The organism is Pseudomonas brassicacearum subsp. neoaurantiaca (assembly GCF_013608025.1).
Lineage (GTDB): Bacteria > Pseudomonadota > Gammaproteobacteria > Pseudomonadales > Pseudomonadaceae > Aquipseudomonas.
In genome coordinates this window covers 47368-62736 of record NZ_VDLV01000014.1, presented here as the reverse complement: position 1 = coordinate 62736, position 15369 = coordinate 47368, and the positions used below count along the sequence as shown (strand labels likewise).

At 58.5% G+C, this 15369-nt stretch carries 13 protein-coding genes; 1 reads left to right on the top strand and 12 read right to left on the bottom strand.

Annotation, left to right across the window (positions count from 1 at the left end; all coding sequences use genetic code 11):
- Positions 1–2: 2 nt before the first annotated feature.
- Genes tssK through tssA form a run of 12 tightly spaced genes read right to left on the bottom strand, consistent with a single transcriptional unit; the run spans position 3 to position 14118 of the window.
- A complete protein-coding gene (tssK, locus tag FHK92_RS12420) occupies positions 3–1334 on the bottom strand; it encodes a type VI secretion system baseplate subunit TssK (protein WP_181288326.1) in 1332 nt (443 codons plus the stop codon).
- Complete coding sequence (gene tssJ, locus FHK92_RS12415; protein ID WP_181288325.1) at positions 1331–1837, bottom strand: type VI secretion system lipoprotein TssJ; 507 nt, start codon at positions 1835–1837, stop codon at positions 1331–1333. The genes tssK and tssJ overlap by 4 nt, the downstream gene beginning before the upstream one ends.
- A 5-nt stretch (positions 1838–1842) precedes the next feature.
- Positions 1843–3021 (bottom strand): type VI secretion system-associated FHA domain protein TagH, encoded by a 1179-nt coding sequence (gene tagH / locus FHK92_RS12410; RefSeq protein WP_181288324.1) that lies wholly within the window; start codon positions 3019–3021, stop codon positions 1843–1845.
- An 18-nt stretch (positions 3022–3039) separates the two neighbouring features.
- Complete coding sequence (locus FHK92_RS12405; RefSeq protein ID WP_181288323.1) at positions 3040–3180, bottom strand: type VI secretion protein; 141 nt, start codon at positions 3178–3180, stop codon at positions 3040–3042.
- A 42-nt stretch (positions 3181–3222) separates the two neighbouring features.
- Positions 3223–4746: a sigma-54-dependent Fis family transcriptional regulator gene (locus FHK92_RS12400; RefSeq protein WP_375154608.1), complete on the bottom strand. Its 1524-nt coding sequence runs from the start codon at positions 4744–4746 to the stop codon at positions 3223–3225.
- The gene (tssH, locus tag FHK92_RS12395) at positions 4746–7331 is read right to left on the bottom strand and encodes a type VI secretion system ATPase TssH (RefSeq protein WP_181288322.1); all 2586 of its coding nucleotides are present in this window, start codon (positions 7329–7331) and stop codon (positions 4746–4748) included. The genes FHK92_RS12400 and tssH overlap by 1 nt, the downstream gene beginning before the upstream one ends.
- Positions 7328–8347, bottom strand: a complete 1020-nt coding sequence (gene tssG / locus FHK92_RS12390) for a type VI secretion system baseplate subunit TssG (RefSeq protein ID WP_181288321.1) — start codon at positions 8345–8347, stop codon at positions 7328–7330. Before tssG ends, tssH begins: the two co-directional genes overlap by 4 nt.
- Positions 8311–10095 (bottom strand): type VI secretion system baseplate subunit TssF, encoded by a 1785-nt coding sequence (tssF, locus tag FHK92_RS12385; protein ID WP_181288320.1) that lies wholly within the window; start codon positions 10093–10095, stop codon positions 8311–8313. The genes tssG and tssF overlap by 37 nt, the downstream gene beginning before the upstream one ends.
- A 3-nt stretch (positions 10096–10098) precedes the next feature.
- Positions 10099–10512, bottom strand: a complete 414-nt coding sequence (tssE, locus tag FHK92_RS12380) for a type VI secretion system baseplate subunit TssE (protein WP_181288319.1) — start codon at positions 10510–10512, stop codon at positions 10099–10101.
- Positions 10513–10526: 14 nt separating this feature from the next.
- Complete coding sequence (gene tssC / locus FHK92_RS12375) at positions 10527–12002, bottom strand: type VI secretion system contractile sheath large subunit (protein WP_181288318.1); 1476 nt, start codon at positions 12000–12002, stop codon at positions 10527–10529.
- Between the two features lie 25 nt (positions 12003–12027).
- Positions 12028–12531, bottom strand: a complete 504-nt coding sequence (tssB, locus tag FHK92_RS12370) for a type VI secretion system contractile sheath small subunit (protein WP_181288317.1) — start codon at positions 12529–12531, stop codon at positions 12028–12030.
- A 12-nt stretch (positions 12532–12543) separates the two neighbouring features.
- On the bottom strand, positions 12544–14118 hold the full coding sequence (tssA, locus tag FHK92_RS12365; RefSeq protein WP_181288316.1) for a type VI secretion system protein TssA: 1575 nt from the start codon (positions 14116–14118) through the stop codon (positions 12544–12546).
- A gap of 663 nt (positions 14119–14781) precedes the next feature.
- Between tssA and FHK92_RS12360 the strand changes: the two genes are divergently transcribed.
- Entirely contained in the window at positions 14782–15162 is a 381-nt protein-coding gene (locus tag FHK92_RS12360; protein ID WP_181288315.1) for a DUF6124 family protein, read from the top strand.
- The last annotated feature ends 207 nt before the right edge of the window (positions 15163–15369 follow it).

Below are 15369 nucleotides of genomic sequence, written 5' to 3'. Positions count from 1 at the left end.
AGTCAGTTCCTGATGGCCCAAAAATTCAGTTCCAGCTCAGCGAATTCACCCGACACATGAAAGGCAAAGCCCGCTGAACGCTTCACCTGGGCAAGGTCCTCGACACTGGGTTCAAGGAGGAAATAGGTCTTGTTGGCATGGAACGCAATCTGCCGCGGCGCCACGGGCAAAGGCCTGATCTTGATGCCCGGCAAATGCAAATTGACCAACTGGCGAATGCGCTCCACCGAACCGATCTTGAGATGCGACGGCAAGCGATGGCGCAACTCCTCGCTGTCACAATGGGCGCTCGCGGCCAGTACGAACGAAGCCGAGTCCAGCAGTGAAAGGTCATGCATCGGCGAAACGCTGATTCCGTACTGGCGAGTCTGCAATCGCAGCTCAATGGCATGCTGTTCCAGCACCATCGACAGTACCTGCCGGATTGCCTGCATGAGGCTTCGAAAGCACGCGCCCAGATCGCTGTGTTGGTAGCGGTGATCGAATGAAGGGCGCTTACTGTCTGTTGAATAGGTCGCCAACTCGCCGAGCAGAGAAAGCAGCGTTCGATAAAGGGTTTCAGGGTGAACCTGCTCCAGGTCCAGATAGTGACGCAGCAGCAATTCGGTACGGTTGATCAACTGCAGCATCATGAAATCGCCGACTTGAACCGCACCCGCATTCCCGTTGGAGAGAATCCGTTCGGCGAGGCTTTCGCCCCGGTGGCCAAGCATGCCAATGACTTCCTTGAGGCATGACAACAGGTAGCCGGATGACTTGGTCTGGATGAACGCGGGCACAAAATCCGCGTCGAGCCTGATTCCACCATCAGGCGTGGTATCAAGGACTTCGCAAACTTTCAACTTGACGAAAGCCTGGTCGCCCTGCCGCTCGCCCAGCAGCAAGCGTACATCCGGGCGGCCACAGCTGATCTGACTGCTGAAAGCGTCTGCCGCATTGGAGTCGGTCACCTGCATTTCATAGGTGATATAGCGCGCCAGCACATCGGCTTGCTCGGGACGACGAGACTCGACCCGATTGCCGGTCACGAGAGGCAGGGCGAGATAGATGGGCGTGTTGCAGGTGTTGGAGGGCACTTCCAGGGCCAGCGGCTCAGCGTTACCGTTCAATTCGAAGAAGCTGCCGTCTGGCAAGATACCCGAAGCCTTGCTGATGATCAGTCGCCCCATGTTCAGAAACTGCAGATCGATTTCCAGCGTCAGGAAGCCCCAGGCGTAACCATCCAGCAAGCGTGTGCGAAGCTTGAGCTGATGATCGAAATAGCGATCGTTGTGCTGTAAATGTTGTGGGCGCAGCAACATTCCTTCCTGCCAGATGACCTTATCGTGATTCATTGGTCATCCGTCCTGGCAAAGCTTTCGAAATGGCTGGCAATGCCATCCTGATCGAGCATCAGATGCGCTTCAGTCACTTGCGCCGTAGCGACGGACAGCGTTTGACGCCACTGGGTCCGAGGCAGGTCCCGGTACGCCGCAAGCACCCCGACATAACGACCGCCCCCTGCGACGTTGAGCCTGAGCGTGACCGTTTCGCCGGGACGCAACTCCAGTTCTTCGCTGGTGATCAAGTCAGGCGCCAGGGACTCCCTGGCACGGTCATACAGACTGAAGAAATCTGCGTTTTCATAAGCCACCGGATGCTTGAGTTCGAACAGGCGCACCACGACAGGAGATGGCCGCCCGTTGAGGTCCGGGTTGAGCTGATCGCTGGCAGTGAGGGTGAGATTGAGTTTGGTCATCGTTGAAAACGGCGACAGACTGGCACAACCGGCCACCAACGTCGTAACCGCTAGCGTCAACGTCAGCGTCTTGAAAAAAAGCAGGGTGCGGCGAGACATGTACGTCATCCATGAAGATCGTTTTGCAGAGTGGACACCAGGCGGACCTGTTCCTCGTATGCCTTGGCGAAGTCCCGGGCAAGCAGGCGCTCCACCCAGTCATCGTCGTCGCACAGCCCTTGGTGATAACGACCGAATGCCCGCCAGTGGCCGCCTGACGTACTGATCAACGGTCGCTGCTCGCGCTCCATCCGCAGGATCAATTGGCGAGGCGAAAAATGTTCCAGCACCGTACGCAGGGTGGACCGGCTGGCGGCCAGCAAGGCCACTTGGTGTGCCTGGAGGTCATGGAATGAGCGGTTGATAGCCTCGCTGGCCGACAACTGGAGTGACACGCCTGGCTGCAACAGCATCGGCAAAGCATCATCGGTGTACTTCAACGGATTTTTCCGAGGACCGTGGAAAACGGTCTGGGCCAGACGCAGCTCGCCTTTCAACTCGGAACGAGTTCGCAGACTCTGTTGCAAGCCCCGGACGCTTTGCTTGAACAACTGCGCGACGTTGACCGCCAACGCCTCGCGGGCTTCCGCGTCCATATCCCCGAGGTCCATGCCTAGCGAGTGACCGAAGCGTTGCCAAAAGTCCTCCTGTGCGGGCTCGCAAGGTTGGGGTGTCAGAAAAGGCGCCTGCTCATTATTCGCGTCGACCAGTTCTGGCAGTCGCAGGCTTTCCATATCGGCCCGCACAGAGTCCGAGTGGTAAGCAGGCATCGCACTGGGATCGAGCAACCCATCTATTTCAGAAAACACACGCTCCTGTCGGTCCAGGCCTTCCAGCGGATCGAGCCCCACGAATGCATCGTCCGGAATGAGATTGCCGCTGGACACCGAACGGTCGGCCTTGGGAATGCTGTTACCCGAACGAGCCACCAACCGCGCCAGGAGTTCGCATTCGCCCATGACGTAGATATCCCCATCCTTGATGGGCACTGGCTCGCCTTTAGGCAGGCGCGCACCGTTTCTGCGGTGGGATATACCATTGCCGCTGATGTCGGTGAGAAAAAACGCGCCTCCCTGGAAACTCACCCGCGCATGGCGCTTGGACAAGAGGCGCTCGCTGTCCGGGATGACCCAGTCACACTCCTCGCCTCGCCCAATAACGCCGCCCGCCGTCCCGAAAATTTTCCGGCACGGGCTCGGGCTGACAAATTGCCTGGCATCCAACCTTTCGAAAATGACTTCCACCGATGTGCCTCCTTGCGGTCACTTACCGCGGTTTACCGCTTGCGGATCACCCAAAGGGCGATAAGTGCTGTCGTTGAATGTGTAGTTTGCGTTGCAACCACCGAGGCCGAACAACACGACAACGGTCAGCAGGAAGATTTGCCAAGGGTGAGCGGTCATCCAAAGTGTCCTGAAATAAGTGAATGAGGTTGAATCACAGCGTCAGACTTCGGCGTCCTTGCGGCGAATGTTCAGCCGACTCATCCGATACAACAGCGTGCGCAGCGGCAAGCCGAGCTCCCGAGCCGTCAGCGTCTGGTTACCGGAATTCTTGCGCAGGCAATCGATCATCAGGCTGCGTTCGATGTGTTCCATCCGTTCGCGCAGGCTTACGCGACCTTCATCGGGTGGGTGTTTAATGTGCAGGGCAAAGTGCTCTACTCGTAATTCGTCGCCTTCGCACAACAGCACCGCTCTTTCGACGATGCCTTTGAGCTCGCGTACGTTTCCGGGAAAGTCATAGGCAGCCAGGTGGGCCAGCGCAGCGTCGGACCAATACACGAGATCGCGCTGCAGAAGGGCACAAGCCTTGTCGGCAAAGTGCCGAGCCAGTTCGATGATGTCGGGGCCACGCTGGCGCAGCGGCGGCAATTGGATGGGAAACTGTGCAAGGCGGTAATACAGGTCTTCGCGGAACTTGCCTTCGCTCATCAAGCGTTTCAGGTCGCGATGGGTGGCGGCGATGATGCGCACGTCGATCTTGTGGGTGAGGTTCGACCCCAACGGACGTATCTCACCCTCCTGCAAGACGCGTAGCAACTTGGCCTGGAGCGACAAGGGCATGTCGCCAATTTCATCGAGCAATAATGTGCCCTTGTCAGCCGCGTCGAATAAGCCCACGCGGTCACGATCAGCGCCGGTAAACGCCCCCTTGCGATAACCGAACAACTCGCTTTCCAGCAGATGTTCCGGAAGCGCCGCGCAGTTCTGAACAATGAACGCCTGCGTGCGACGCGGCCCGCAATCGTGGATTGCCCGGGCCACGACTTCCTTGCCGGTACCCGTCTCGCCATAAAGCAGGACCGTGTACGGGCTGTTCACGACTTTGTTGATCAGCTGACAAGTTTGGCGCATCGCCGCGCTCTTGCCGATGAGGCCGAAACCGTTGGCGCTCGGCAGGTTGATCGCCACAGGCCGAACTTCAGTGGAAGGACGCCGTTGGCGTTGCAACTGGTGGATCTGGTTGAGCGCGAACGCTCCGAGAGAGCCCAGGGAATCAGCGAATCCCTGCAGGTCGATCCATTGGGAGCTGGCGCAAAGCAACAACCCTTTGATCTCGTCTCCGGTGGCTAGCGGCACACAGAGCAGCGACTGCCACGGCGCAGCACGGGCCGGCAGGAAACGCGTATCGTGCAGGCTGTCGCTCAACGCACCAAGGCACGCCATGCGGTTCTGACGCAGGACGAATTGCAGCAGTTGCTCACCGGCGTAATCGCAAGGCAAGCCGGCCGGGTCACGAAACTGCAATCGGTCTTCCAGGCATTCGGCACTTAATTCCAGGCGGCCGTGCGCGGCGTCCAACAAATATAACTGCGCCAGTTCACAGCCACTGAGCCGCGCCGCCCCCCTGATGAAATCGCCGAGCAAGGTCGCATCGTCGGCCGATTGCGAAAGGCTGGAAAACTGCGCCAGCAACGCTTCGGCATAAACCAGCGGTTCAGGCACATGACTCAACAGTGCCCCCATCACTTGAACTCACACGTCACGCGGGCTTGTTCATCGAGCGTGGCGTGCACCTGCCGCGGTTGTTCGCCGATGGCCATGGCCGCGAGCAAGCCGTCGGACAACTTAGGGATCAGATGCAGATCGAGCAGTTGGTCGATGAGCCGCGCACCGCTGTCGCTGTGGGTGCAGCGCTCGACAAAGTAATCAACAAGCTGCATGCAATAACTGAAGCCCAACTGGCGACGCTGCAGTCGCGCGCCCAAACGCCCCAGCTTTATCTCCACCAACTCGCGCAGCACCGAGCCGCCTACCGGGTAATACGGCACCACACGCATACGGGCCAGTAATGCGGGTTTGAAATGTTTGCTGAGCAGCGGCCGAATCGCCTCTTCGAGTTGCTCGGCACTCGGCGCCACTGCGTTCTGGCACAACTCGCTGATACGTTCGCTGCCCAGGTTCGACGTCATCAGAATCAACGTATTGCGAAAGTCGATCTCCCGCCCTTCGCCGTCGTTGGCCAGGCCTTTGTCGAATATCTGGTAGAACAGATTCAGTACGTCCGGATCGGCTTTTTCGACCTCATCGAGCAACACCACCGAGTAAGGCTTTTGTCGAACAGCCTCGGTGAGCATCCCGCCCTCGCCAAATCCGACATAACCTGGAGGCGCGCCGATGAGCCTCGAAACCGTGTGTTTTTCCTGGAACTCGGCCATGTTGATTGTCGTGATGAATCGGTCGCCGCCGTACAGCAACTCTGCCAAGGCCAAGGCCGTTTCGGTCTTGCCTACCCCGCTTGGCCCTACCAGCAAAAACACTCCCGCTGGAGCGTCGGGTTTGTTCAAGCCGGAGGCGGCTGCGCGCATCGCTCGATCAAGCGCCTGCACCGCTGGCTCCTGCCCCCTGATACGGGTGCGTAGATCTGTTGCGAAACGGGCGATTTTCACGTTGTGCTCGCAGGCTAGCTGCGACAGCGGGACACCCGTCCACGCGTGGATCACTTCCGCCACCAAGCGCGGACACACCTCAAAACTGACCAGGCGTTGCTCAGCCTGTGCATCCACCAGCGCGTTGTGGGTTTCGTGCAACGCCGCTTCCAGCGTTTCGATCTCCAGGCCCTTGTCCGCCCGATTTTCCCGCAGCCCAGCCAGTTGCCGGCGCAGCGATAACAAACGTTCGGCCAGAACTCTCTGCTCTGTCCATTGGACTTCCAGGCACTGGCATTCAATTTCGAGGGCCTCCAGTCGTAACCGCAGCGCTTCCAATGCTTGGGCATCGATTGACAAGCCGGCCTCTGCATCGCGACACAACGCCTGGCGCTGGCGCTCACCTTCGGCCCGTTCGCCACGCAGACGCTCAAGATGCTGCGGCGCGGCAGCAAGGCTGATGCGCACGCGGGCACACGCGGTATCCAGCACATCGACCGCCTTGTCCGGCAACTGGCGGCCCGCCAGGTAGCGTGCTGACAGCTGCGCCGCCGCAACCACCGCATCATCGCGCAGATAAATACCGTGGCTCGCCTCGTAGACTCGGGCCAGCCCCCGTAGGATGGTCACCGCCTCGCTGATGGTCGGCTCGTGCAATTGCACCGGTTGGAAACGACGGGCAAGGGCGGGATCCTTCTCGAAATATTTTTTGTACTCGCTCCAAGTCGTCGCCGCGATGGTGCGCAGCTCACCTCGAGCCAGGGCCGGCTTGAGCAGGTTGGCCGCATCGGAACCACCGGCATTACCGCCCGAGCCAATCAAGGTATGGGCTTCGTCGATGAAAAGGATGACGGGGCTGGGCGACGTCTTTACACCCTCGATCACACCGTTGAGCCGCCGCTCGAATTCGCCTTTCATGCTGGCCCCGGCTTGCAGCAGACCCATGTCCAGCGACAAAAGCTCTACGCCCTCAAGCCCTGACGGCACTTCCCCGGCAGCAATGCGCAGGGCCAACCCTTCGACAATGGCGGTCTTGCCCACGCCTGCCTCGCCGACAACGATCGGATTGTTTTTACGCCGACGAGACAGGATATCGATCATCTGTCGGATTTCGCCGTCCCGGCAAAGCACGGGATCCAGCTTGCCGTCACGGGCCTGTTGCGTCAGGTTGTGAGTGAAGCGCTCCAGAAGCGAATCGCCTTGAGCAATGGCGTGTCCATTCTCCTGTTGGGCCTGCTGCGACAGGGCGAACGCCTTCAGTCGGTCAATGTTCAACTGGGCGAGCAATGACTGGTAACGGGTACCCCCATGGCGATTCGGGTTGCGCAACAACGCCAGGATCAACGCAGCTTCAGTCACGTTGCTCTGGCCCAGTTCGAGATGGGCCATCAACAACCCATCCTGAAGCCATTGAATCAATTCAGGCGCGAAGACCGGGTTACGTGAAGCGCCGTGTTCCGCACGTGGCTGCAAGGTTGCGTCCAGCTCGCTCGCGCTTATCCCGGCGTCCTGCAAGGCGCGCCCGAGCAGCCCTCGTCCTCGCTCCAGCAAGCTCTGTAGCAGGTCTTCCACCAGGACCTTGCTTGCGCCCCGATCCACGCATCGCTCGGCCGAGCGCTCCAGGTCGCGGCGGGTATCCGCGTCCAGCGCCTGAATGAGTTGCTGCAGGTCTACGTTGATCATTTCGTCGGTTCCTGATGAATTCTACTGCTGAGGGTCACTACACCAGCGGCTCGCTCGTGCCCGAGCCAACTGGCCCATCCCAATCGGCAAGTGTTCCGTTCGCCGATGCGCAATTCGCGTATTTCGTCCCGCTGCAAGACCAGGCGGATGTCGTATTCAAGGGGGTCGCGCAGGGTGAATCGCACCAACGCGCACAATGGCTGGTAAGCGACACCGATCGGCAGGAACTCATGGAAGCGTTGCCAATCCAGCTCCAGGACATGAATGCGGAATTTGCCGCTGCGATCACGAATCCGCTCGCCCAGCACCAGCTCTTCGCTAAGCAGGCTGTTGGCCCTTCCCAAGCGGTTGCGCTGCTCATCGAGGATGTCCACTCGCCGCTCGACGCACTGCTCCAGGTTCAGTTCGGGGTGTTTGAAGTAGTAACGCAGCACGGCTTCGATCAAGGCCGCCGAATGGGCCCGAAGGCTCAGCAGCCCCAGATAAGGCAGCAAGCGCTTCCAGTTCAATTGGGTGTCCCGGCGAATGGCCTCGCCCCTGAGGCCGACAAGTGCGAATAACTGCTCGGAGAACCGGTCCTCGGCGCCATTGCGAAAACTCGCCCGATAACGGTATTTGCGCCAGATAGGCAACATCAGGCGCTGGAGGCGATCACTGAACACGTCGAGAAACTGGCGAGTCGGCTTGTCGTCGCCCTCTCTCGATACCTGCTCACCATAGAACGCCGGCAAAGGCGAACCTGCGCCCACCAGGCCGATCAGATTCAGGCACAGACGCGCCCGCAGTTGCCCCTGCTCTTCAAAGAATTCGACGTATTCGATATCGCTGGCCGGGAATCCCAGGCTCGGGTTGGCCTGGAATTCCAAGTGCTCATACAGTTCCTCGTCATCCAAGTGAGGATGGGCTTCGCGCAGCCGATCGATCACCAGCAGCACCGCCTGAAACAGCGAATATTCGCGTATGCCTCGCGTCAGCGCGCCTAGAGAAGCGGCTGTTGGCCCATGCGGGGTGTCCATCGGTACACCTCTCCCTGTGTGCTGTTTACCCTCAACTCGTGATACGAATTCAGGCTGGCATAAAGCGCGAAAAATTCATTGAGGACCGATGCGAAGACAAATACGTCGCCCTCGCCGATGTACCCCTGTGGGTCGATCGTCAGCTCTGTGCATAAACCTCTGACCGGTAGACCGCGATGGAGCCGATCGACAGGCTGATGCTTGATCGACTTGAGGCCATCCAGCAGGCGCTTGCTGACGTTCTCCGAGAGCTCGTCGTGGTAGCGGGGGAAATCGTAGGTTTCGAGTATCACCTTCAGCGCATTGACGTCCGCCAGCGACAGGTAGTTGAGCGACATGTTGCTGATGAGCTTCCACAGAAAATCACGCTCCAGGGGAGGGGCGAAGCTCTGGGTGACCGCGCCGATGTTGCGGAAACCGAGCGACTCAGGGCTTTTTTCGCCCGGCTGGCTGATATCGCCTGGCTTGAGCTGGCGGGGCAGGTTCTGGTTGGTGCACATCAGCTCGATCGAAAGCGTTTCATGGGCCGGGTTGTGCCGCACGTCAAAACTCAAGCACGTATCAAGACCACCATGAAGGAGCGACGGGCGGTGGCGGATGCTGTAATAGGAGCGGTTGCCGGGCACATCGAAACTGGCGTCATGCTCGAATGATTCGAACGGCACATAGGCTTGGTATCCCAGCCCACCCGGTCTCCAGCCAGTGACGCTTTCAACCGAAAACACACCGCAGTGCTCGGGGGCGTATTGGGCAGGCAACAGCAGATAATCCTCCTGCTTGCCGTCCAGGCGAATCGGTTGGGCGTCGTGCTTGAACAGATTGACGACAGGCGTGCAGTAAAGCTTCACGTTGTCCAGCGTTGGCCGTATCCGCTGAGTACCGATGTTGCCGATATCGAAGCGCAGGTCTAACCCGCGCGCCTTTTCCAGCAGCGCTTGTGGCAACCCCTTGATGATGTCCAAGCCACTGACGTCGACGAACAGGAATTTTTCCTGAAAGGCGAAATACTCTTGCAGATAGCGATAGCCGCGAAAGGTATTCAGGGGATACGGTACCAATGCGTGCTCTTCGGCAAACCCCACGGGCTGAACACGATTGGCTGGGATTCTGAGCGTCACCGCAACTCCATCCGCGGCGCTCACGGGCTGGCCGTCGCCGTCCAGAAGGACCAGTTCGACATGCTGAAGATTGCGTAGCAGATTCAGATAAAGCGTCTGGCTGATGTAGCGCTCACCGGCCAGGTGCAGGCGCAGACTGCCTAGCTGCAACTCGCCCAGGTTGCCTTCGCAGTGCATCTGCAGGCGCAGGCCCAGCACCGAACCGTTGCCTTTTACTGAATGACTTATCCCTGTCAGGTCAAGTGCCAACACCTCGGTCGGGTAACACGTGCGAAAACGACAGCGCACCCCTTGGATCGGCTTGCTCTCGACCGGCGTGTCACGCTCCACTCGCAATCCAGGCCCCGACCGCAGCGGATCGAACTGCAAAATGCTGAACGCCGGCAACGGTCGCATGTAGTTCGGCCACAGTAGCTGCATCAGTGAATGGCTCAACTCCGGCAATTGGTCATCGAGCTTCTGGCGAAGACGACCGGTCAGGAATGCAACTCCCTCCAGCAATCGCTCCACATCGGGATCCCGCCCGGCCTGTCCGAGGTAAGGTGCCAAGGCAGGGTTGCGCTCGGCGAAACGCCGGCCCGACTGGCGAAGCGCAGTCAGCTCACTCTGGAAATAGTGGTTGAACGACATGACCTATCCTTGGTTGACCGTGAGTTGGCCGCTGCCGTCCAGACCAGCGGAAAAACTCACCGGCCGCTTGAGCCCATCCATGCCCAGCAGCGCATCGATGCGCAAGCACAGGCGAAGCGGGTCAGCGTGAGTCGACATCGTCGTGACACGGACATGGCTCAGGCGTGGCTCGTAGGCCTCGATACAAGCCTGGATGGCGCGACAGGCTTGGTAACGGACATCATGCAAGCTCAGCCGAATATCGTTGAGATCGGGCAATCCGTAGTCGGGCGCAACCTGCACGCTCCCCGCACGGGTGCTGAGCATCTTCGACAAATGGGCAGCCACGGACGCCCCGGCACAAGCCTCGCGACTCATACCCGCACGAATGTCGCAATCGCCATTCAGGCGTTCGAAGAGGCTGCCATATCCAGTCATCGGTCAGGTTCCGCTCACGCCTTGTCCAGCTTGCCAACCAGCGACAAGGTGAAATCGGCCCCCATGTACTTGAAGTGCGGGCGCACGTTCAAGCTCACGCGATACCAGCCCGGCTCACCTTCCACATCGGTGACCAGCACCTGGGCAGCACGCAGCGGCCTGCGACCACGAACTTCAGCGCTCGGGTTTTCCTGGTCGGCAACGTACTGGCGGATCCACTTGTTCAGCTCGAGTTCCAGGTCGGTGCGTTCTTTCCACGAGCCCAGTTGCTCGCGCTGGAGCACTTTCAGGTAATGGGCCAGGCGATTGACAATCATCATGTACGGCAGTTGCGTGCCGAGCTTGTAGTTCAACTCGGCCGCCTTGCCTTCGGCACTGATGCCAAAGAACTTGGGCTTTTGCACAGAACTGGCGGAAAAGAACGCGGCGTTATCACTGCCTTTGCGCATGGTCAGCGAGATGAAGCCTTCTTCGGCCAGCTCGTATTCGCGGCGGTCGGAAACCAGCACTTCCGTGGGAATCTTGGTTTCGATCTCGCCCATGCTTTCAAAGTGGTGCAACGGCAGATCGTCTACGGCACCGCCGCTTTGCGGACCGACGATGTTCGGGCACCAGCGAAACTTGGCGAAGCTGTCGGTGAGCCTTGTGCCGAACGCAAACGCCGTGTTGCCCCACAAGTAATGCTCATGGCTGTTGGCGACCGTTTCCCTGTAGACGAACGACCTGACCGGGTTTTCCTGCGGGTCGTAGGGGTTACGCAACAGGAAGCGCGGCACGGTCAGGCCGATGTAGCGCGCATCTTCCGATTGACGGAAGCTCTGCCACTTGGCGAATTGCGGGCCTTCGAAATGGTCCCTCAAGTCCTTGAGGTCTGGCAGCCCGGCGAAGCTTTCCAAGCCAAAGAATTCCGGGCCGGCCGCAGCAACGAACGGCGCGTGGGACATGCAGGCGACGCTGGACACGTACTGCATCAGCTTCACATCGGGTGAGCTTGGCGAAAAAAAATAGTTGGCGACAATCGCGCCGACCGGCTGCCCGCCGAACTGGCCGTATTCAGCCGTGTAGATATGCTTGTACAGGCCCGACTGCATGATCTCCGGCGAGTCTTCGAAATCATCCAGCAAGTCGCTCTTGGAGATATTGAGCATCTCGATCTTGATGTTCTCGCGAAAGTCGGTGCGATCCACGAGCAACTGCAACCCACGCCACGCCGATTCCAATGCCTGGAAATCGGCATGGTGGAGGATTTCGTCAACCTGGCGACTGAGCTTGGCGTCGATCTGGGCAATCATGCGATCGACCATGGCCTTCTTGACCGGCTCTCCATTGTTCTGGGGTTTGAGAAGCTCTTCGATGAACGCCGACACGCCGCGCTTGGCAATGTCGTAGGCATCGTCCTCAGGCGTCAGGCGTGTTTGGGCGATGATGCTTTCAAGAAGGCTGTGCTCGCCATTTTCATGGCTGTGCTGCAGCGCTGTATTGGGATTCATATGTCGGCTTTCCTTGGCTAAAGAATCAAACGTCCGGGGCTGAGAGAGTCAGGCCCAGCTCATCCAATATGCGATCGCGGGATTGGGTATCGGCGAGTACGCTTTCGATGGCTTTTCGAAACGCCGGGGCATTTCCCAAAGGCCCTTTGAGCGCGACCAGCGCTTCACGCAGTTCCATCAACTTCTTGAGCTCGGGAACTTGCTCTACCAGGCTCGCTGGATTGAAATCCTTCATCGTGTTCAAGCGCAGTTGCACGGCCAACTCCTCGGTGTCGCTCTCGTCCAGGAGGCGGTTCGGCACGCTCAAGACCAGACTCAATTCCTGCTTGGCCAACACTTCGTCGAAGGTCATTTTGTCGATGCTGATCGGCTTGCGGTCTTCGACTTTGCGTTCGTCCTTGCGATGGATGTAGTCACCAATCGCCATCAACTTGAGCGGCAGCTCAATCTCTTCCTGAGCACCGCCTGTAGCGGGTTTGAAGGTGACATTGATACGTTCCTTTGGCGCGACAGAGCCTTCTTTGGCCATGATTTTCCTTCCTTACAATGGGGACCCGCAGGTCTGTTCGATTACCCGCTCCAGGTCGAGGTGACACAACCTGCGGTAGGTTTCATCCTTGCGCTCGCGCACGAGGTGGTTCTGGGGCAACAACTCGCAACAGCGATGCAACAAATGCAGCACCTGCAATGCGAGATCGGGCTCCCATGCGTGCAAAGTCGCGTCTTGTAGCGTCTGGTCAAGCGCCTCGAGCTGGACTTTGGCGAGTTCGTATTTCTTGGCCGAAAAGCACAAGCGAGCCATCGCGAACCGCCAAAGGAAACGCGCGCGCTCGCCGTCGATGGTGTGCATTTCTTGCTTGAAAAACTGGACGGCAGCCTTGAGGCCGTCCGTGCCCGCGATGAGCTGGGCTTCTTCCAAAGCCCGCTCCCAAGGCGCCGAGGGATCGATGATCTCCGCGTGGGGCGCAGCGCCTGATGTGTCCAGGCGAGGCATGACTTGGGCGGCGATCCACGCTCGGGTGGACGGATCCGCGAACGGCTCGCCGTCATGCCAGCGCAGCTCGAGGACGATTGGCAGGCGCTGGATGAACAAGGCGAAATGAATCTCCATTTCGCGCATGGCCGAGTCGGCGCCCAGCTCTTGGAGACATTCCCATGCGAGCCTTTGACCGTCGAACCAGAAAGGCGCCTTCGCCAGGCTGGCCTCAATATCGACCAACAGATCAGCGTAATTGCCCCGCTGGAGACTTTCCTGATACGCCTTGAGCTTATCCGCAGGCAGCCTGCGCAATGGGGTGATCTGCTCAGCGTTATGCTCGGGCACGGTGTCGATGCCCAGCCATAGCAGCGTGCGGTTGAGGCGAAGCGCGCGAGCGTCAGTCGCCTTTTGCCTGAGCCACCAAGCGCACAATGGGCGCGCGCTTTCTTGCAGGTTCCGCAACGCCTTGTGGGCGTCCTTTTCATGTTGAATCGGGGCGCCAGAGGCAAGCAGTTGGGTGGCGGCTTGCTTGACGTGGGCAACCATGGCCTCGACAGCACCGGCCGGCGGGAAGTCGGTGGCACGCAGGATCAGGCTCCTGAGACGCCGGCACAGCGGCAGCAATAGAGGCGCGTCATCGCCAAAGTGAGCGATGCAGGTGGCATCGAGGGCTTCGAGTTGCTCCGCCAAACGTTCAAACAAGGCCAACTGGCTCTTTATCGCAACGTCATCGCTCAACGCGCCTTCCAGGCGGGTCACCAGCCAGTGGAAACCGGCGGCGCGGGTTTTGACCTTGGTCGGGTGAAGCGTCAGCCAATGGTTGTCACACAGGTGCCGCAGGAGGCTGAGGCCGGCGAGCAGTCCTTGGAAAGATTCCCGCTGATACAACGCCCACGTCAGCCAGATCGACACGCGCAAATCTTTCGACTGGGTACGCAGAAGGGCTTCACTCTGTTCCTGGATTTTCAGCCAGTCGACTTGACCGCTGTCATGCACCGACTGGGCTTTGCCGAGCTCGCGCTCCAGGGCTTCGAACTCATCTGAAAAACGGACGTCCACACCCGAAAAATTCCCGCAGGAAATGGGGGCGCTGGCAAGTGCCAGGTAATGCGCGGACAGTTTTTCGGGATAAGACATTTACAGCCTTTAATAAGTATTCAGAGGCGATGGCATAAAATATTTATGGACGGACAGCGAAGTAAAGTTCAGTTCAACCTGTAGGAAGTTTCAGCACGTTAAATGGCTGCATATGGCGAGATGTATCCACTGCCTACAAACTTCCGACCGGCGTGAAGAATGCCAAGTTTTGAGCGGTAAAAATGTAGGATTTTTCCGTAAATGCGGGTGTCATTAACAACGGCGTCTACAAAATTTTCCCAAAAAGCGGCCAACTACTATTGTTTGAAAACAAAGACAAGCCACGTTATGCATAAAACTATTACAAGTTTTTAGATATTGTTTAATTGCTGATCGCTAAGACTCCGTCGGGCTACGTATCCTTGCGCCGTTACCTACAACTACGCCAGAATCCGCCGGCTTGTGCGCCTTGCTCCTGGGCTCTATCGTTTCCCTGCCACTGCCCATCAGTGGTCGGGTTTAGTAGCCCTGGCTGGAAATACATAATGGTTGCATGAGTCTCGTCAGTCAGGCGTTGCCTGCATTTGATGGTGGCTGTGCGCATGGCGCCTTCGGGCGCGCCGGGCTTTTATGTGTTTTCCACCGGTCTACTAACTTGCGCACAGCTGCCACCCCTTCGTTTAGTAGCGAGACGGTTGCGGCCTACTAGAAGGATAAATGCATATGTTCAAAATAACGCCAAACCCTCCAGAAGCAGATCCCAACTCTCCTTATCTGGACGGTATCAATGCAAAAAAACTCGAAGAAGCCGCTACCCGCGCATTGGACTTTTACCTAAAGCCCAAACCAACAGAACCGACAAAACCGACAAAACCCAAAGAAACCACCAAGCCCGGCCAGTTATTCACCGTTGTAAAAGACCTCGACAACGAATGCCTGCTGGCCAACCTCAGCGAAACCTTGGCTTCAGCCGATGCGATGGTCAACGAACTGGCTTTCGATATGGAAGGCTCAAACCGCCATGTGCTGCTTGGAATCCAGCAATTGATCGAGCTGGGTTCGTTGCTGGCGAATCGCGCGTTGGATAACGTCGACCCACGATAGCCGCTCTACCGCTACCCCCGTGGCGAGGGAGCTTGCTCCCGCTCGGTTGCGCAGCGACCGCAAGATTTTTGGGGCCGCTTCGCAGCCCAGCGGGAGCAAGCTCCCTCGCCACGCTTTTTTAGATCCAGCCATTGATTGAGCTGGGTTCGTTGCTGGCTAACCGGGCGTTGGATAACGTCGCCCCACGATAGCCGCCGCACCATCAAA

Bases quoted from the DNA above. Each gene is read 5' to 3' on its own strand.
- FHK92_RS12405 (WP_181288323.1), bottom strand. From the start codon at position 3,180: ATGACCGCTCACCCTTGGCAAATCTTCCTGCTGACCGTTGTCGTGTTG.
- tssF (WP_181288320.1), bottom strand. From the start codon at position 10,095: ATGTCGTTCAACCACTATTTCCAGAGTGAGCTGACTGCGCTTCGCCAG.
- FHK92_RS12400 (WP_375154608.1), bottom strand. From the start codon at position 4,746: ATGGGGGCACTGTTGAGTCATGTGCCTGAACCGCTGGTTTATGCCGAA.
- FHK92_RS12360 (WP_181288315.1), top strand. From the start codon at position 14,782: ATGTTCAAAATAACGCCAAACCCTCCAGAAGCAGATCCCAACTCTCCT.
- tssA (WP_181288316.1), bottom strand. From the start codon at position 14,118: ATGTCTTATCCCGAAAAACTGTCCGCGCATTACCTGGCACTTGCCAGC.
- tssC (WP_181288318.1), bottom strand. From the start codon at position 12,002: ATGAATCCCAATACAGCGCTGCAGCACAGCCATGAAAATGGCGAGCAC.
- tssB (WP_181288317.1), bottom strand. From the start codon at position 12,531: ATGGCCAAAGAAGGCTCTGTCGCGCCAAAGGAACGTATCAATGTCACC.
- tssK (WP_181288326.1), bottom strand. From the start codon at position 1,334: ATGAATCACGATAAGGTCATCTGGCAGGAAGGAATGTTGCTGCGCCCA.
- tssE (WP_181288319.1), bottom strand. From the start codon at position 10,512: ATGACTGGATATGGCAGCCTCTTCGAACGCCTGAATGGCGATTGCGAC.
- tssJ (WP_181288325.1), bottom strand. From the start codon at position 1,837: ATGTCTCGCCGCACCCTGCTTTTTTTCAAGACGCTGACGTTGACGCTA.
- tssG (WP_181288321.1), bottom strand. From the start codon at position 8,347: ATGGACACCCCGCATGGGCCAACAGCCGCTTCTCTAGGCGCGCTGACG.
- tssH (WP_181288322.1), bottom strand. From the start codon at position 7,331: ATGATCAACGTAGACCTGCAGCAACTCATTCAGGCGCTGGACGCGGAT.